Here is a 17,816-nt window from a genome sequence, read left to right as displayed (position 1 = left end):
TGTCGCCGTAGACTTGCTGAAAAATTCTACAGGAGACAGGTATGTCGCTCTGGTTAACGCATCCTCTGCTGCTGCCCTCACTGATTGTTGGCGTCACCATCGTGCTGTGGGCGACGTCGCTGCTGCCGGAATTTCTCACCGCGCTGCTGTTTTTCACGGCGGCGATGATCGCCAAAATTGCCCCGCCGGAAGTGATTTTTGGCGGTTTTGCTTCGTCGGCTTTCTGGCTGGTATTTAGCGGTTTTGTCCTCGGCGTGGCGCTCCGTAAAACCGGCCTGGCGGACAGGGCCGCCCGGGCGCTCTCCGCAAAGCTTACCGACTCCTGGCCGCTGATGGTGGCAAGCGTGGTGCTGCTGAGCTATGCGCTGGCGTTTGTGATGCCGTCGAACATGGGACGTATTGCGCTGCTGATGCCGATTGTCGCGGCGATGGCAAAACGCGCCGGTATCGCCGACGGCTCCCGCGCCTGGTTCGGTCTGGCGCTGGCCGTCGGGTTCGGCACCTTCCAGCTTTCAGCCACTATCCTGCCTGCTAACGTCCCCAATCTGGTGATGAGCGGTGCGGCGGAGGGCTCGTACGGTATTCACCTGAACTATGTCCCGTATCTGCTGCTGCACACGCCGGTGCTCGGTATCCTCAAAGGCCTGATCCTGATTGGCCTGATCTGCTGGCTATTCCCCGGCAGCCCGAAACCGCCGAAGGAGCTGACGCCCTCAGAGCCTATGGGGCGGGACGAAAAGCGTCTCGCCTGGCTGCTGGCGGTGGTGTTGGGAATGTGGGTGACGGAGAGCTGGCACGGCGTGGGGCCTGCGTGGACAGGACTGGCGGCAGCGGTCATCGTTATGCTGCCGCGCATCGGTTTTATCACCGGAGAGGAGTTTTCTGCGGGGGTGAATATGCGAACCTGTATTTACGTCGCGGGTATTCTCGGTCTGGCAATCGTGGTGACGCAAACCGGCATTGGAACGGCTGTGGGCGAGGCATTGCTTCGCATCATGCCGCTGGATGTACACAGGCCGTTCACCAGTTTCCTCGCGTTGACCGGGATAACCACGGCGCTCAACTTCATTATGACCGCCAACGGCGTTCCTGCACTCTATACCACGCTGGCGCAAAGCTTCTCGGACGCGACCGGTTTCCCGCTGCTGTCGGTGATTATGATTCAGGTGCTGGGCTACTCCACGCCGCTGCTGCCGTATCAGGCGTCGCCGATTGTGGTGGCGATGGGCTTAGGAAAAGTCCCTGCAAGGGCGGGGATGGTGCTCTGTCTGGCGCTAGCCATAGCAACGTATCTTGTGCTACTGCCGCTGGATTATCTGTGGTTTAGCGTGTTAGGTAAGTTGTAGGGGTTTTGTAGGGCGGGTAAGCGCAAGCGCCACCCGCCACAAAGGCATTTACGCCTGTTTAGCCGCTTCTGCTGCTTTAACGATCACCGCGAAAGCGTCAGCTTTCAGGGATGCACCGCCAACCAGCGCGCCATCGATGTCTGGCTGGGTGAACAGCTCAGCAGCGTTGGCTGCGTTTACGGAACCACCGTACTGGATGATCACTTGCTCAGCCACTTTCGCGTCGGCTTTAGCAATGTGGTCACGGATGAATTTGTGAACCGCCTGAGCCTGTGCAGGGGTTGCAGATTTGCCGGTACCGATCGCCCAGACTGGCTCGTAAGCGATGACCGCGCCTTCGAACGCTGCTGCGCCCTGGGTTTTCAGCACGGCGTCGATCTGGCGTGCGCACACTTCTTCAGTTTTGCCCGCTTCGTTTTCCGCTTCGGTTTCACCGATGCACAGAACCGGGATCAGGCCCTGCTCTTTCAGCACGGCGAATTTCTTCGCGATGAACTCATCGGATTCTTTGTGGTAGGTGCGACGCTCAGAGTGGCCGATGATGATGTATTTCGCGCCGATATCTTTCAGCATTTCAGCAGAGGTTTCACCGGTGAATGCGCCAGACAGGTTAACGTCAACGTTCTGCGCACCCAGCACGATGTGGCTGCCGTCAGCGGCGTGTTTAGCCAGGTCCAGGTACATATCCGGCGGAGCGATAGCAACCGCGCAGCCGGTTACGCCAGCCAGCTCTTTACGCAGGTTCGCAACCAGTTCGTTTACCATGTGGCGGCTGCCGTTCAGTTTCCAGTTACCCATCACTAAAGGATGTCGCATTTCAATTCTCCACGCTAAATAAGCGAATTAAGGAATATGGCCGCCCTTATGGGCAGCATGGTCTGTGAATCAGTATAGAGATTTTCCCCTGAAAGGCTTTGCTTTTTGTCATTAATTCGCCCCTCCGAGTGAGTCTGATAGCGCCAGCTTAATCGGTTCAACAGCGAAGGTCAGGCCTTTTTCACCGTTATCCGCCACTACATAGCGAATGGCGCCTTCCGTATCGGCGTAGTAACGCTTGTTTTTACCTGCCGTCAGCAATTTTTGCAGCTTTTGCTGGCTTTGCGTTTTCGTTAGCGCCGGGGTGAAGGCATGCAAAATGGCGCTCATATACTCCAGCGCTTTCGCCCTGGCCGCTTTCTGTTCCGGCCCCTGGATTGGCAGCCAGGTGATCTGCATGCTTTTAATTTTTAGCGTGCCGCGTTCCAGCGCTGTCGATGCGTATAAATTCTCGTTAATTTTGCTCGCTGCACGGGTCAGGGTTGGGGTATCTCGGGCGCTATCAATGGCGCGAAACTCGTCCAGCGGCAGCTTTGGGTTGGCCTGATTAAAGGCTTCACGAAACTGGCTGATGGATTGGTCGAAGGAGGGCGCGCCCGCCAGGAGATACGGCGCTGTAGTTGGAGCGGTGTTTTCAGCGGCATGCAGAGAGCTGCCTGCGCTCAGCATCGCTAAACACAGGAAAAGAGAGTGTGCCGTTAATTTCATCAATATTGCCCCTGGCCGTAAGTGCTCATGATTAAAACGATATCTGGTCGGCTTGTCAAAAGGTCACAACTCCAGGGTAAAATGCGCGCTATACGATAATAAGGAACCTTACATGACCATACAGCAGTGGCTGTTTTCATTCAAAGGGCGTATTGGACGCCGTGATTTCTGGGTTTGGATGGTGACGTGGGTTGTCGCCATGCTGCTTCTATTTTTTGTTGCTTATAACGCGTGGCTGAGCACGCAAACGGCGGCGTTTGCGCTGGTCTGCCTGCTGTGGCCAACGGCCGCCGTGGTGGTGAAACGTCTGCACGATCGCGGCCGTTCCGGCGCATGGGCTTTTCTGATTATTCTGGCGTGGATGCTGGTGGCAGGAAACTGGTCAGTGCTGCCGTCTATCCTGCCGTGGGTCGTGGGCAGGATGGTGCCGAGCATTATCTTCGTGATGATGGTTGTCGATCTGGGCGCGTTTATCGGCACCCAGAGCGAAAACAAATACGGTAAAGATACCCTTGAGGTGAAGTACCGCTGATCACCAGTAGTGTTCAGCCGTCATATGGCCCGGTCGGCGACGAAGGTGTTTCGTCATCTGCCGGGTATCCTTCAGAAGCTGCTGCGTGTCACGAACCATCTGCGGGTTACCGCACAGCATCACATGGCTGGTTTCGATATTCATTGGCAAGCCAACCGCCTCCTCCAGCGCACCGCTCTCAATCAACGCCGGAACACGTCCGGTCAGTGAGCCTGACGCCGTTTCACGGCTGACCACGGTTTGAATTTTCAGCTTCCCGCCGTACTGCTGTTCCAGCACCTGCATTTGCGGCAGATAGCTCAGGTCTGCGGCGTAGCGCGCGGCGTGAACCAGCACGATGTTTTTGAAACGTTCCAGATCTTTGCCGTACTGCAAAATAGAGAGATAAGGCCCGATGGCGGTGCCGGTTGCCAGCATCCACAAGGTGTCACAGTCTGGAATTTCGTCGAGCACGAAGAAACCGGCCGCTTCTGCCACAATCTGCACATCATCGCCAGGCTTCAGCGCCGCGAGGCGTGGGCTGAGTTTACCGTCCGGGACGGTGACCAGATAGAACTCGAGATCCGGGTTATCAGGCGCGTTAACGTAAGAGTAGGCGCGCTGCACGCGTTCGCCGTCGACATCCAGCCCCAGCTTTGCAAATTGCCCGGCTGTGAACGGGTGGACGGGAGCATGCAGGGTGAGACTAAATAGCGCATCGGTCCAGAACTGTACCTTTGTGACTTTACCTGTTACCCAGTCCGCCATGATCTTCTCCTGTGCTGTTTCTCTGTTCTATCTTCCGTACTTAGCGGGGAGATTTCCAGCCCATTTGGGCCGGAAAGCTCAATCGATCAAACGGTTTTACAGAATGTGCGTCTGCACGTCCGGGTCTTTGCGGTCGAGATAGTGGATAGACTGAATGCGGCGAATGGTGCGCGATTTACCGCGGATCAGCAGCGTTTCGGTGGTCGCCATGTTGCCCTTGCGGGTGATGCCGTCCAGCAGATCGCCTTTGGTGATGCCGGTCGCGGAGAAGACAACGTTGTCGCTGCGCGCCATCTCGTCCAGAGCCAGCACTTTATTGGCCTCGATGCCCATCGCGTCGCAGCGTGCCAGCTCGTTTTCTCCGATACGGCGGTTCTCGTCGCTGTCGCCTTTCACCTCATGACGTGGCAGCAGACGCGCCTGCATATCGCCGTCCAGCGCGCGGATTACCGCCGCAGAGACCACGCCTTCCGGCGCGCCGCCGATACCGTACAGCACGTCTACTTCACTGTCCGGCATGCAGGTCAGGATCGAGGCGGCAACATCACCGTCAGGGATAGCAAAAACGCGCACGCCGAGCTTTTGCATCTGCGCGATGGTGGCGTCGTGGCGCGGTTTCGCCAGAATCGTCACGGTCAGCTCGCTGAGCGGTTTGCCCAGGGCTTTGGCGATATTGCGCAGGTTCTCTTCCAGCGGCAGGCTGAGGTCGATTGCGCCCTTCGCGCCAGGACCGACAATCAGCTTTTCCATGTACATATCCGGCGCGTTGAGGAAGCATCCCTTATCGCCCACGGCCAGCACTGCCAGCGCGTTGGCCTGGCCCATCGCCGTCATACGGGTGCCTTCGATCGGGTCGACGGCGATATCCACGGCATCGCCTTTGCCGGTACCGACTTTTTCACCGATATAGAGCATCGGCGCTTCGTCGATCTCGCCTTCGCCGATCACGATGGTGCCGTCGATGTTGACCTGGTTAAGTACAATGCGCATGGCGTGGACGGCGGCGCCGTCGGCGGTATTTTTGTCGCCACGACCCAGCCATTTATAGCCTGCAAGGGCGGCTGCTTCGGTGACGCGGGAAAACTCGATAGCAAGTTCACGTTTCATGAGGTACTCGTGCAATCAAAAGGAATTGCACGAAGTTTATCACAGAGTGGGGACGGGGGAGGGGTGGTGCGGTCTGAGCCCCTCACCCTAACCCTCTCCCCAGGGGAGAGGGGATTAAGGACTATTACTCTTCGTGCTCTTCCCACGCCAGAGCGCGTTTCACCGCTTTTTTCCAGCCGCTGTAGCGGAAGTTACGCTCGGTGGTTTCGATGCCCGGGCGGAATTCGCGTTCGATAACCGCTTTTTCCTGCAGCTCGTCCAGGTTCTGCCAGAAGCCTACCGCCAGACCGGCAAGGTACGCCGCACCCAGCGCCGTCACTTCGCGCACTTCAGGGCGCTCAACGCGGGTGCCCAGAATGTCGGACTGGAACTGCATCAGGAAGTTATTCGCTACCGCACCGCCGTCCACGCGCAGGGCGTGCAGACGAATGCCGGAGTCAGCCTGCATCGCTTCCAGCACGTCGCGCGTCTGGTAGGCAATGGATTCCAGGGTGGCGCGAATAATGTGGTTAGAGTTCACACCGCGCGTCAGACCGAAAATCGCGCCGCGTGCATACGGATCCCAGTACGGTGCGCCCAGACCGGTGAACGCAGGCACCACGTACACGCCGTTGGTGTCTTTCACTTTGGTCGCGAAGTACTCGGAATCGAACGCATCGCTGATCAGCTTCATCTCGTCGCGCAGCCACTGAATGGACGCACCGGCCATAAACACCGCACCTTCCAGCGCATAGTTCACTTCGCCGCGCGGGCCGCAGGCGATGGTGGTCAGCAGGCCGTTTTCTGATTTCACCGCTTTCTCGCCAGTGTTCATCAGCATAAAGCAGCCGGTGCCATAGGTATTCTTCGCCATCCCTTCCTTGACGCACAGCTGGCCGAACAGCGCCGCCTGCTGGTCACCGGCGATACCGGCGATAGGAATACGGGTGCCGCCCTTACCGCCGATGTTGGTCTGGCCGTACACTTCTGAAGACTTACGCACTTCAGGCAGCATCGCGCGCGGGATGTCCAGCGCGTCCAGCATCTTGTCATCCCACTCCAGGGTATTGATGTTGAACAGCATGGTACGCGAGGCGTTGGTATAGTCGGTGACGTGAACGCGTCCCTGGGTCATTTTCCAGATAAGCCAGGTATCAACGGTACCGAACAGCAGCTCGCCGCGTTTAGCACGCTCGCGTGAGCCTTCCACGTGGTCGAGGATCCACTTCACCTTGGTGCCGGAGAAATACGGGTCAACCACCAGGCCGGTAGCGCTACGAACGTACTCTTCCATACCGTCGCGCTTTAGCTTCTCACAGATTTCTGAGGTACGTCGGCACTGCCAGACGATGGCGTTGTAAATTGGCTTACCGGTTTCGCGCTCCCAGACCACGGTGGTTTCACGCTGGTTGGTGATACCGATGGCGGCAATTTCGTCGGAGCTGATGTCGGCTTTCGCCAGCACTTCGACCAGCGTGGAGCTTTGTGACGCCCAGATCTCCATTGGGTCATGCTCTACCCAGCCTGGACGAGGATAAATTTGCTCGAATTCGCGCTGTGACACGCTGACGATGTTCGCGTCATGATCCATTACGACAGCGCGGGAGCTGGTAGTGCCCTGGTCGAGCGCAACAATATATTTTTTTTCGGTCATGTTAGGTGTCCCGTAGTCAGATTACAGCGAAGCTTTTTGTTGTGCGGTAGACGTTGTTTCTTTCTCTTCTTCCACACAGGTGTCGCACGGTAAGTGGCGACCAATTAATTTGCGATAGCCGAATGCACCCAGCGCCGCCCCTACGATTGGCCCGAACAGCGGAACCAGGAAGTAAGGAATGTCTTTGCCACCGGTGAAGGCGACGTCGCCCCATCCAGCGAAGAAGGCGAAGGTTTTTGGCCCCAGGTCACGCGCCGGGTTCATCGCGAAGCCGGTCAGTGGACCCATTGATGCGCCGATAACCGCAATCAGCAGGCCAATCAGCAGCGGGGCCAGCGGGCCGCGCGGAATGCCGTTGCCGTCATCGCCCAGCGCCATAATGACGCCCATCAGAATAGCGGTAATCACCATTTCAACTGCGAACGCCTGCACAAAATTGATATGCGGGTTCGGATAGGTTGAGAAGATGCCAGCCAGATCCAGACTTTCGACACTGCCGCGCACCATATGATGCGTCTGTTCGAAGTCGATGAAAAGATTGTAATAAAGCCCGTAAACTAACGCCGCTGCGCAAAAGGCGCCGGCAAACTGAGAAATGATGAAAGGAACAACTTTGCGTCCATCGAAGCACGCGAACAGCCACAGCGCGATGGTCACCGCCGGGTTAAGATGTGCACCGGAAACCCCTGCAGTCAGGTAGATGGCCATCGCCACGCCCAGACCCCAGATGATACTGATTTCCCACTGACCAAAACTGGCACCCGCCACTTTCAGTGCAGCGACACAGCCCACTCCGAAGAATATCAACAACCCGGTACCAAGGAACTCGGCAATGCACTGGCCTTTTAAGGTTGATGTCTGACTCATAATCGGAATCCTGAAGAGATGAATGTTTATTGTTAGCATGGCCGCCCGTGACAGCCACGATGTCCTGTAGACATAGTGTTAATTTATCGTTAACGAGCAAAAACGAGAAATATCGAAATCAAAATGTGTGGTCTGCGTCAATAAAATGAGCGTTTTCGCGCCATAAAGCACATTTTTGCATCAGCCTTAGAATGTGAGCTGAATCATTTCATTAACGAATGAGTTAACAATTTAGGGGTATATGACGCGAACGCACCAGGACCAGACCTAAAAGTGTTGCAAACCGCGATCTGCGCGGTGTGTCGCTGGACACAGAGCGCCGCGCTCCATACAATCGACGGTATATGTCGTGCGCGTTTACGTTAAAGCGTCGCCTTGCAATTCAGGAGAGGTAGCATCATGTCTTTAGAAGTGTTTGAGAAACTGGAATCGAAAGTACAGCAGGCGATTGACACCATCACCCTGCTGCAGATGGAAATTGAAGAGCTGAAAGAGAAGAACAACAGCCTGGCGCAGGAAGTTCAGAACGCTCAGCACGGCCGCGAGGAACTGGAGCGCGAAAACAACCAGCTGCGCGAACAGCAGAACGGCTGGCAGGATCGCCTGCAGGCGCTGCTGGGACGTATGGAAGAAGTCTGATCCCCTTAAGGATGACTGACCAGGCCGGGTAAGGCGAAGCCGCCACCCGGCTTTTTTATGGTTATCGCTAACTGAGTCAAGCCATAAAAAAGGCCGCCCGAGGCGGCCTTAACGCTACTTGTCCTGCGTTGTCATAGCATAAGCAACAAACCCACTCGGTTCATCACTCTTTACCACGAGTACGCTGGCGACAATGAACGCGATACATAAATAGCGTTTCATTATGCGGTCCCTGCTGCTAACCGCTCCACCGTTCACCACCGGTGATAAGTCGGTGGACACAAGCCCTGGTGTGGGCTGTTATACGGCTGTGAATACACCTTTCCCTGGACCGATGCCCATGTGCGAGATGGCGGAAAGGGACGCTTCATCATAGTTAACATCAGCCTCGCCGTTAAGATGTGCAAATAAAATTAAGATTTTATAAAGGGTCTAAGGGATTGCCTGCCGCTTATTGAGGGGTATGATAAAAGTCCCTGGTGTGGAGCTGTAAATCCTCCCAACGGACCGCGAATCCCGAGGGACAAAAAAACCGCCACATTGCTGTTGGCGGTTTTTTTATGGTTCACGCTGACTGTTCTATTACTCGATATCCAGCGGATCTTCGGAAAGGATAATGCCGGTGTTATCGGCGTAGAGATGGTCGCCGGAGAAGAAGGTCACGCCGCCGAAGTTAACGCGCACGTCGCTTTCGCCGATGCCGTCGCCCGCTGCGCCTACCGGTATGGCCGCGATGGCCTGAATCCCGATATCCAGGTCTTCGAGATCGTCCACCTGACGCACGGAACCGTACACCACAATGCCTTCCCACTCGTTCTGGACGGCAATTCCCGCCAGTTCAGCATCAATCAATGCACGGCGCACGGAACCGCCGCCGTCGACCACCAGAACGCGGCCACGACCATTCTGTTCGAGCAGATCGTACAGCAACCCGTTATCCTCGAAACATTTCACCGTGATGATTTGCCCGCCAAACGACGACCGCCCACCAAAGTTGGAGAACAGCGGTTCAACGACGTTGACATCTTCCTGGTAGATGTCACAAAGCTCGGAGGTATCGTATTTCATAGGTTTAACGCTCAGTTGCTGCGAATGTGTTCAGTATATCGTGCGAAATGCGTTGTTGGCAAAATCATCAATTGTTAATTGATATTTGTCAGCTAACTGAGCGTCTGGCTTAACACAATCCCGATGACGAACAACAGGTTAGTCAACAGCGCGCCTTTTACCGTACGTTCCAGCATTGGTGGCATAGCGGACGGGCTGAGCTCACGCATCACAAAGCGGGCCTGCTTAACCAGCAACGGCGCGGCAAGCACAAACAGCCACCCCCACAAGCTCTGCAAGGAAGTCAGGTTAAACAGCGCCAGGCAAACCAGCGCGCCAATGAGCAGACAGGCATGATAGCGGCGCGCATTCACCGGCCCCAGACGCACGGCCAGGGTATTTTTGCCGTTCTCACGATCGCTGTCGATATCGCGCAGATTGTTGATGTTGAGCACCGCCGTGGCCAGCAGGCCGCAGGCTGTTGCGGGCAGGAACAGGGCAGGGATGACCGTATGCGCCTGCAGATACCAGCTCCCCATCACGCTCAGCCAGCCGAAGAACACCAGCACGGAGATATCACCCAGCCCAATATAACCGTAAGGGCGCGTGCCAACGGTGTAGGTAATGGCTGCGATAATCGCGAGCAAACCCAGCACCAGGAAACCGATGAAATCGCTGGTGGTCTTAGATGCGACCGTCACCAGCGCCAGGCCGGACAAGCAAATCAGCACCACGGTGATAATCAGCGCGCGTTTCATCTGTGCCTGGGTAATGACCCCTTTCTGCATCCCGCGCAGCGGCCCGATGCGATCGGGCTTGTCGCTGCCTTTCACCGCATCGCCATAGTCATTGGCGAGATTGGAGAGAATTTGCAGCAGGCCGGCGGTAATCAATGCCAGCGCGGCGACCAGCGGATCAAAATAACCTTGCCACCAGGCAAGCGCAGTACCGACGATAATCGCGGCAAAGGCCAGAGGAAGCGTTTTAGGGCGCAAACTTTCGAGCCACGCCTGAGTACGGCTGATGTCAGTCATAAGTATTTAGCCAATAAAAATGGGGGCATTAGCCCCCATTAAACGTGATGAGAATGCAGTAACCGCGATTATAGGATAAAACGGCTCAGATCTTCATCTGCCACTAACGCATCCAGATGTTTACTCACATATTCTGCGTCAATGGTGATGGTTTGACCGTTAAGGTCGCTCGCATCATAAGAGATATCTTCCACCAGGCGTTCCAGTACGGTGTGCAGACGACGCGCACCGATGTTCTCGGTGGTTTCGTTCACCTGCCATGCGGCCTGGGCGATACGTTTGATACCGTCTTCGGTGAACTCGAGGTTCACACCTTCGGTTGCCATCAGCGCTTTGTACTGCACGGTGGCAGAGGCGTTTGGCTCGGTCAGGATACGTTCGAAATCTTCGGTGGTCAGCGCCTGCAGCTCAACGCGGATGGGCAGACGGCCCTGCAGTTCCGGGATCAGATCCGACGGGCTGGCAACCTGGAACGCCCCGGAAGCGATAAACAGGATGTGGTCCGTTTTCACCATGCCGTGCTTCGTGGAGACGGTGCAGCCTTCAACTAGCGGCAGCAGGTCGCGCTGAACGCCTTCGCGGGATACATCCGGGCCGGAGCTGTTGCCGCCGCGCTTACAAATTTTGTCGATTTCGTCGATAAACACGATGCCGTGTTGCTCAACCGCGTCGATAGCGTCCTGCTTCAGCTCTTCCGGGTTCACCAGCTTCGCCGCTTCTTCTTCAATCAGCAGCTTCATCGCATCTTTGATTTTCAGCTTACGTGCTTTCTGCTTCTGGCCGCCCAGGTTCTGGAACATGGACTGCAGCTGGCTGGTCATCTCTTCCATGCCCGGAGGCGCCATGATTTCCACACCCATCGGCGCGGCAGCGAGATCGATCTCAATCTCTTTGTCGTCCAACTGGCCTTCACGCAGTTTCTTGCGGAATGCCTGGCGCGCTGCGGACGGTTCCGCCTGCTGCTCTGCCTGGCCCCAGTTGTTTTTAGCCGGTGGGATCAGCACGTCGAGAATGCGCTCTTCGGCCATCTCTTCTGCGCGGTAGCGGTTTTTCTCGATAGCCTGGACGCGCACCATCTTGATTGCCGAGTCGGTCAGATCGCGGATAATGGAATCCACTTCTTTACCCACGTAGCCCACTTCGGTGAACTTAGTGGCTTCCACTTTGATGAACGGCGCGTTAGCGAGTTTCGCCAGGCGACGAGCGATTTCGGTTTTACCAACACCGGTCGGCCCGATCATCAGAATGTTTTTCGGGGTCACTTCGTGGCGCAGCTCTTCGTCAAGCTGCATACGACGCCAGCGGTTACGCAGGGCAATCGCCACGGAACGCTTGGCGTTATCCTGGCCGATAATGTGTTTGTTCAGTTCGCTGACAATTTCGCGTGGGGTCATTTCAGACATGGGAGATCCTTACGCTTTGGAGGTCAATTCTTCGATGGTGTGGTTGTGGTTGGTATAAATGCAGATATCACCTGCAATATCCAACGCTTTCACCGCGATATCGCGCGCGTTCATGTCGGTGTTTTCCAACAGGGCGCGGGCTGCAGCCTGGGCGTACGGGCCGCCGGAGCCGATGGCAATCAGGTCATTTTCCGGCTGAATCACGTCACCGTTACCGGTGATGATTAGCGAGGCGGTTTCATCGGCCACGGCCAGCAGCGCTTCGAGCTTGCGCAGCATGCGGTCGGTACGCCAGTCTTTCGCCAGCTCAACGGCAGCTTTCACCAGGTGACCCTGGTGCATTTCCAGTTTGCGTTCAAACAGTTCAAACAGCGTGAAGGCATCCGCCGTGCCGCCTGCAAAACCGGCGATCACTTTGTCGTTGTAGAGACGACGCACTTTCTTCACGTTGCCTTTCATGACGGTATTACCCAGCGTGGCCTGGCCATCACCGGCGATTACCACATGGCCGTTACGGCGTACACTTACTATTGTTGTCACGAGCAGACCCCCTGGTTACAGATTCGGGAAACAGAAGCCCTGAGCCAGTGCTCAGGGCTGAATTAAATGATAGATGGGGGGGATTTTGGGGGTTTCAACCCCCGGAGGCGAGTCGAATGCAGTTTGTGTGACCGGCTACTTTCAAACGAGAGATAGTGCCGTCGGCATTTTCTTTACCTTTGACCGGGCCAATCACCACGCGGTTCCAGCCGTTGTTGGTGGTAATGCGTGAGTCAAATCCTTCGAACGCGAGCTGAGCACGCACGGTTTCGGCCTGCTCGGCGCCTTTAAACGAGCCGCACTGCACCATCCAGCGGCGTTCGTCTTTTTTCTCTGCCGTTTGCTTCGGTGCTTCGGTCTCTTTGGTCACCGGCGCGGCCTGCTGCGTTTTCGGCTGCTGCGCCGTGGTATGCGCTGGCGTCTGGAGCAGATCCTGATACGGCTGCGCCGCCTGCTTTTGCGGCTGCGCTTTTGGCTGTTGCTGAACAGGCTGCGATTGCACCGTACGCGTCTGCTGCTGTGGCTGCTGGTATGGCTGGGCCTTCGGCTGTTGTACCGGCTGGGTTTGCGTCCACTGCTGCTGTTGCTGCTGCTGAATTTGTGCCTGGCGCTGACGCTGCATCTGCAACGTTTGCTGACGCTGCGCAGGCGTTTGTTCGTTCCACGGCACTTCATTCAGCTGCGTAGGCTGCTGACGCATATCGGCCTGCATCTGTGCCAGCAGCTGGCGCTGTTCGTTCGTCAGCTGATCGGCATTTTTCACTTCGCCACCGGCAGACGGCTCGGTAGGCGCACGCACGCCAGGCTGGCGGCTTTCCAGCTCTTTAATATAGCGCCAGCGCTCCTCAGGCTTCGGCGGAAGGCCGTTACCGGCCACTTTGTTGCCCTGAAGCGCTTCAGATTCTTCTTTTTTATGGTGCGTAATAAAGTACAGGCCGCCAATGAAGGCCACCAGTACAGCCGCAGCAATAGCGACCATTGCTGGCGAGACGGCAGGCAGGTTCCGCTGCTTGCTTTTTGAACTACTCTTTTTGCGTCGCGAAGGTGCCGGCTGGCCGCGACGTACATAATCTCGTTGTGCCACTATCGTTTCGCTGTATTTATTCGTTCGTCAGCCCGCCATGTTACTTAAGCGGCGGGGCTTTGACCAGATAAGGGTGTCCGAAAGGCATTTACTTTAAGTCAATGCCTGGGTAGAGCCGCGAACAATCAGCTCGCAGTCGAGCAACCGCGAGCCGCTGCTAACCGTTTGACCCTGCAGCTGATCCAGCAAAAGCAGCATCGCTTCGCGGCCAATCTGATAGCGCGGTTGAGAAACGGTAGAGAGCGGCGGATCGCAAAACTCTGAAAGCGAAATATTATCGAAGCCGATAATCGACAGGTCTTTTGGCACGCGTAACCCACGACGTTTGGCGTGTGACAGCGCGCCCAGCGCCATCACGTCGCTGTGGCAGAACACCGCCGTTGGCGGCTGCGGCAGTGCCAGCAGTTTCTCCAGCGCTTGTCCGCCCGCTTCAAAGGTAAAATCACCGCGCGCGATATAGTGCGGATCAACGATGGCTCCGGTACGACGCAGCGCCTGGACATAGCCCTGCAGGCGGTAGTGGCAAAGCGGCATCTCTTCCGGTCCGGCAATACAGCCAATACGCTTATGCCCCAGCTCCTGAAGATAGTTCACCGCATTGAACGCGGCGGTCAGGTTATCAATATGCACCGTCGGCAGTTCCAGCTCTGGCGCGAACTCGTTGGCCATCACCATCGGCGGTAAATTGCGTTGTTCTTCAATGCTGGCATCAAACGGCAGGCGGGAGCCAAGCAGCAACATGCCGTCAATCTGCTTGGTGATAATGAGATCGATAAAGGTTTTTTCCTGCTGATTCTGGTGGGCGCAGTCGCCAATCAGCACCAGATAGCCTTGTTCAGCCGCCGTCACTTCGATACCGCGAATGATCTCGCTAAAGAAGGGGTCGCAGATGTCCGGCACAATCACCAGAATAGTCCGCGATTCGTTGCGCTTTACGTTGCGCCCCATCGCCTGCGGGAAATAGCCCACTTCCAGCGCCGCCTGTTCAACCTTGTTACGGGTCGCCTGGGAGACTTTATCCGGGTTCATTAATGCGCGGGACACGGTTGCCGTAGAGACTTGTGCTTTCTCGGCAACGTCTTTCATGGTCGCCGTAGTGATCTCTTTCCTGGACTTCAACGTCTTCTCCTCGCCTGAACACCGAACTGCGGACATCACCATTTTTACAGATAGTTAATGGAATCGGTTACAGAATTTTCATAAAAAGTGTGAGGCGCGTTAAATTTTTCGATCCGTCTTCAGCCTTCGATGGGATCGACGTCCAGAACCCACTTCACTTTGCGCGCTTCCGGCAGGGTGTTGATCAGCGCCAGCGTGCCGCTGACGATATGCTGCAGGCGAATACGTGACGGGTGCTGAAGTAAGATTTGCCAGCGGAAACGTCCGCCGCGTTTCGGGGCCAGCGCTGGAACCGGACCCAAAATCCACAGCTGACTATCCACCAGCGGGCTGGCCTGCAGGAGGTTTCTCAGCTGTTGCAGGAAAAGCGGCGCCTGCTGGTTGTTATGGTCTTCCGCGCGGATGATGACGTGGCTGGTCCACGGTGGCAGCTGCATGGTCTGGCGTTCGGCCAGCGCCTGTTCGGCAAAGGCGTCATAGCCTTTATGCAGCAACGTTTGCAGCAGCGGGTGCTCAGGGTGGTGCGTTTGCAGCACCACTTCGCCTTGCTTTCCTGCGCGTCCGGCACGCCCCGCCACCTGGGTATAAAGCTGGGCGAAGCGCTCGGCGGAGCGGAAATCTGCCGAGAACAGCGCGCCGTCAACGTCCAGCAGGGCGACCAGCGTGACGTCCGGGAAGTGATGCCCTTTTGCCAGCATCTGGGTGCCAATCAATATGCGTGCCCCACCGCGATGCACTTCCGCCAGCTGTTGTTCCAGCGCGCCTTTGCGGCTGGTGGTGTCCCGATCGATACGCGAAATCGGCACGTCCGGGAAGAAGGGGCCAAGGGCCTGTTCCAGCTGCTCCGTGCCCAGACCGACCGGTACGATATGCGTTGAGCCACACGACGGACACTGGCGCGGCACCGGGCGCTGGCTGTCGCAGTGGTGGCAGCGTAAATGACGCTGGGCCTGATGGAAGGTGTAGTAGTGGTCGCAGCGCGGGCACTCGGCAATCCAGCCACAGTCGTGGCACAGCAGGGCGGGCGCAAAGCCGCGTCGGTTAAGGAACAGGATCACCTGGTTGCCCGCCTGCAAGTGCTGTCGCATTCGGGTAATCAATGCAGGCGCGAGCCCGGCCTGAACCTGCTGACCTTTCAGATCCAGCACGTGCTGAATCGCCGGACGGGCATTACCCGCGCGACGCGTCAGGCGCAGCATATGGTATTTACGCTGGCGCACGTTGTGCAGCGTTTCGAGCGCAGGCGTGGCGGAGCCGAGAATAATGGGAATTTGCTCGCTGTGTGCGCGGTATACCGCTAAGTCACGGGCGTGATAGCGCCAGCCTTCCTGCTGTTTATAGGAGCTGTCGTGCTCTTCATCTATTACGATAACGCCGAGATTTTTAAACGGTGTAAACAGCGACGAGCGGGTGCCGATCACAATCGCCGCTTCGCCGTTTTTCGCTTTCAGCCAGGCGCTGAGGCGCTCGCTGTCGTTAAGCCCTGAGTGCAGCACCTCAACCGGCGCGTTAAAGCGCTCGCGGAAGCGGGCGATGGTCTGCGGCGTCAGGCCGATTTCCGGCACCATCACCAGCGCCTGTTTGCCCTGTGCGAGCACGTTTTCCAGCACGCTCAGATAAACTTCGGTCTTGCCGGACCCCGTCACGCCCGCCAGCAGCCAGGCAGAGAAATGGTCCGAGGCGCTGTGAATCGCGCCCACGGCGGTGGCCTGCTCGGTGTTCAGACGCAGGCGATCGCCGGAGACGGAGAAGCCGTCGCGCCAGTCGTGAAGGGCGGGCGCTTCGCTTGCCAGTTCGCTCAGCCCTTTCTTTCTTAATGCCTGGAGCGCGGTTTCGCTGACCTCAAGCTCGTCGACCTGATGCCGCCAGATTTTTCCCTGACGCAGTGCCGCCAGCGCCTGCTGCTGTTTCTGCGAACGCTTCAGGCTGTTGATATCCACGGCCTGACCCTGCTCGGTAGCAAACCAGTACCACATCGGCGCATGGCTGGCGCTTTTGCCCTGGCGCAGCATGATTGGCAGCGCGTGGAACAGGACGTCACCAATCGGATGGTGATAGTAATCCGCCGCCCACAGCAGCAGTCGCCAGGTGCTGGTGGAGTAAACCGGCTCGCTGTCCAGTACCTCAACAACCGATTTCAGTTCATTAAGCGGCAGCTCGCTTTTTTCACTCACGGAAACCACGATCCCCACGCGCTGCTGTTTGCCAAACGGCACGGTCACGCGACAGCCCGCTTTGGCGCTCATGCTGTCGGGCAGCAGGTAGTCAAAGGTGCGGGGAAGCGGAACGGGCAGGGCAACGTGAGCGACGGGCATCGAATCTTCCTGACTTGAAAAGTGGCGCGTTAGTATACACATTAGTGAAAGCGGCGTGCGGATCAGTTTGCATACGCTGGTCAAATTCTGTATGATTCGCCGCCTTTGGTGTATATTACGCCAAAGAAATTACATTCAACATCGCGTGGTGTCTGGCGTTAGGGCTGGAAGAGCGACGCGGCCTTAACTGAGGTTCTCCCATGAAAAAAGATATTCACCCGAAATACGAAATGATTACTGCAAACTGCTCTTGCGGTAACTCTATCCAGATCCGCTCCACCGTGGGTCACGATCTGAACCTGGACGTGTGCGGCAAATGCCACCCGTTCTACACTGGTAAGCAGCGTGATGTTGCAACCGGTGGCCGTGTTGACCGCTTCAACAAGCGTTTCAGCATCCCGGGCGCTAAATAAGTATCCCGAAAGAAAAGGCACCGCAAGGTGCCTTTTTTGTATCTGCTTCTCAGTATTCCCACGTATCCGGGTCAATGCCCAGTTCACGCATGATGATTTTCGCCTCTTCCGGGATTTCATCACTGCGCTCTTTGCGCAAATCGTCATCGTTCGGCAACGGTTGGCCGGTAAACGCATGCAGGAACGCTTCGCACAGCAGTTCGCTGTTGGTCGCGTGGCGCAGGTTGTTCACCTGACGACGCGTGCGTTCATCGGTGAGGATCTTCAACACCTTCAGAGGAATGGAAACCGTAATTTTCTTTACTTGCTCACTCTTCTTACCGTGCTCAGCGTATGGGCTGATATATTCGCCGCTCCATTCAGCCATGAGATACCTTTAATCCTCTCAGTCATTAATCTAAAGGCGCAGAACCGATAACCGCCGGTTTTGAACCGTAATCTTGCCTAGTTTACCGTAGAGACGATA

General features: G+C 56.6%; 18 protein-coding genes. 4 read left to right on the top strand and 14 right to left on the bottom strand.

Annotation, left to right across the window (positions count from 1 at the left end; all coding sequences use genetic code 11):
• Window positions 1-41 precede the first annotated feature (41 nt).
• Window positions 42-1,346 carry an SLC13 family permease gene (locus tag ACOQH0_RS22600; protein ID WP_421511240.1) on the top strand — a complete coding sequence of 435 codons (1,305 nt, stop codon included), beginning with the start codon at window positions 42-44 and terminating at the stop codon, window positions 1,344-1,346.
• A 48-nt stretch (window positions 1,347-1,394) separates the two neighbouring features.
• Here ACOQH0_RS22600 and tpiA read toward each other — a convergent pair whose 3' ends face one another.
• Together tpiA and ACOQH0_RS22590 are read right to left on the bottom strand one after the other, a co-directional pair.
• A complete protein-coding gene (tpiA, locus tag ACOQH0_RS22595; protein ID WP_010436926.1) occupies window positions 1,395-2,162 on the bottom strand; it encodes a triose-phosphate isomerase in 768 nt (255 codons plus the stop codon).
• Between the two features lie 111 nt (window positions 2,163-2,273).
• Window positions 2,274-2,831 carry a DUF1454 family protein gene (locus ACOQH0_RS22590; protein WP_371317580.1) on the bottom strand — a complete coding sequence of 186 codons (558 nt, stop codon included), beginning with the start codon at window positions 2,829-2,831 and terminating at the stop codon, window positions 2,274-2,276.
• A gap of 151 nt (window positions 2,832-2,982) precedes the next feature.
• Between ACOQH0_RS22590 and ACOQH0_RS22585 the strand changes: the two genes are divergently transcribed.
• A complete protein-coding gene (locus tag ACOQH0_RS22585; protein ID WP_010436930.1) occupies window positions 2,983-3,402 on the top strand; it encodes a DUF805 domain-containing protein in 420 nt (139 codons plus the stop codon).
• Here the strand turns inward: ACOQH0_RS22585 and fpr are convergent, their stop codons facing one another.
• The 4 genes from fpr to ACOQH0_RS22565 all read right to left on the bottom strand — a co-directional run bounded on the left by fpr (window position 3,403) and on the right by ACOQH0_RS22565 (window position 7,756).
• A complete protein-coding gene (gene fpr, locus ACOQH0_RS22580) occupies window positions 3,403-4,149 on the bottom strand; it encodes a ferredoxin--NADP(+) reductase (protein WP_421511239.1) in 747 nt (248 codons plus the stop codon).
• Window positions 4,150-4,245: 96 nt separating this feature from the next.
• On the bottom strand, window positions 4,246-5,256 hold the full coding sequence (glpX, locus tag ACOQH0_RS22575) for a class II fructose-bisphosphatase (RefSeq protein WP_421511238.1): 1,011 nt from the start codon (window positions 5,254-5,256) through the stop codon (window positions 4,246-4,248).
• Between the two features lie 124 nt (window positions 5,257-5,380).
• Window positions 5,381-6,889: a glycerol kinase GlpK gene (gene glpK / locus ACOQH0_RS22570; RefSeq protein ID WP_089599288.1), complete on the bottom strand. Its 1,509-nt coding sequence runs from the start codon at window positions 6,887-6,889 to the stop codon at window positions 5,381-5,383.
• Window positions 6,890-6,910: 21 nt separating this feature from the next.
• A complete protein-coding gene (locus tag ACOQH0_RS22565; RefSeq protein ID WP_010436934.1) occupies window positions 6,911-7,756 on the bottom strand; it encodes an MIP/aquaporin family protein in 846 nt (281 codons plus the stop codon).
• Window positions 7,757-8,155: 399 nt separating this feature from the next.
• On the opposite strand from ACOQH0_RS22565, the gene zapB reads away from it, so the two are divergent.
• Window positions 8,156-8,395 carry a septal ring assembly protein ZapB gene (zapB, locus tag ACOQH0_RS22560; protein WP_010436935.1) on the top strand — a complete coding sequence of 80 codons (240 nt, stop codon included), beginning with the start codon at window positions 8,156-8,158 and terminating at the stop codon, window positions 8,393-8,395.
• A 582-nt stretch (window positions 8,396-8,977) separates the two neighbouring features.
• Here the strand turns inward: zapB and rraA are convergent.
• The 7 genes from rraA to priA form a co-directional block, all read right to left on the bottom strand.
• Window positions 8,978-9,463, bottom strand: a complete 486-nt coding sequence (gene rraA, locus ACOQH0_RS22555; RefSeq protein WP_010436943.1) for a ribonuclease E activity regulator RraA — start codon at window positions 9,461-9,463, stop codon at window positions 8,978-8,980.
• Window positions 9,464-9,555: 92 nt separating this feature from the next.
• Window positions 9,556-10,476 carry a 1,4-dihydroxy-2-naphthoate polyprenyltransferase gene (gene menA / locus ACOQH0_RS22550; RefSeq protein WP_218309089.1) on the bottom strand — a complete coding sequence of 307 codons (921 nt, stop codon included), beginning with the start codon at window positions 10,474-10,476 and terminating at the stop codon, window positions 9,556-9,558.
• A gap of 68 nt (window positions 10,477-10,544) precedes the next feature.
• Window positions 10,545-11,879 carry an HslU--HslV peptidase ATPase subunit gene (gene hslU, locus ACOQH0_RS22545; RefSeq protein WP_010436948.1) on the bottom strand — a complete coding sequence of 445 codons (1,335 nt, stop codon included), beginning with the start codon at window positions 11,877-11,879 and terminating at the stop codon, window positions 10,545-10,547.
• A 9-nt stretch (window positions 11,880-11,888) separates the two neighbouring features.
• Entirely contained in the window at window positions 11,889-12,419 is a 531-nt protein-coding gene (gene hslV / locus ACOQH0_RS22540) for an ATP-dependent protease subunit HslV (RefSeq protein ID WP_008501802.1), read from the bottom strand.
• A gap of 94 nt (window positions 12,420-12,513) precedes the next feature.
• Window positions 12,514-13,503: a cell division protein FtsN gene (ftsN, locus tag ACOQH0_RS22535; protein WP_089599285.1), complete on the bottom strand. Its 990-nt coding sequence runs from the start codon at window positions 13,501-13,503 to the stop codon at window positions 12,514-12,516.
• A gap of 93 nt (window positions 13,504-13,596) precedes the next feature.
• On the bottom strand, window positions 13,597-14,622 hold the full coding sequence (gene cytR, locus ACOQH0_RS22530; RefSeq protein ID WP_421511237.1) for a DNA-binding transcriptional regulator CytR: 1,026 nt from the start codon (window positions 14,620-14,622) through the stop codon (window positions 13,597-13,599).
• A gap of 119 nt (window positions 14,623-14,741) precedes the next feature.
• Entirely contained in the window at window positions 14,742-16,937 is a 2,196-nt protein-coding gene (priA, locus tag ACOQH0_RS22525; RefSeq protein ID WP_108417939.1) for a primosomal protein N', read from the bottom strand.
• 200 nt (window positions 16,938-17,137) lie between these two features.
• Here priA and rpmE point away from each other — a divergent pair, with 200 nt between their 5' ends.
• Complete coding sequence (gene rpmE / locus ACOQH0_RS22520; protein WP_003862040.1) at window positions 17,138-17,350, top strand: 50S ribosomal protein L31; 213 nt, start codon at window positions 17,138-17,140, stop codon at window positions 17,348-17,350.
• A 49-nt stretch (window positions 17,351-17,399) separates the two neighbouring features.
• Here rpmE and metJ read toward each other — a convergent pair whose 3' ends face one another.
• A complete protein-coding gene (gene metJ / locus ACOQH0_RS22515) occupies window positions 17,400-17,717 on the bottom strand; it encodes a met regulon transcriptional regulator MetJ (RefSeq protein WP_010436961.1) in 318 nt (105 codons plus the stop codon).
• Window positions 17,718-17,816: the final 99 nt, after the last annotated feature.

The sequence above is a fragment of the Enterobacter sp. JS8-1 genome, assembly GCF_049187015.1.
Classification (GTDB): Bacteria; Pseudomonadota; Gammaproteobacteria; order Enterobacterales; family Enterobacteriaceae; genus Enterobacter; species Enterobacter mori.
The sequence above is the reverse complement of the archived record's forward strand: the minus strand, read 5'-3'. Positions and strand labels throughout refer to the sequence as shown.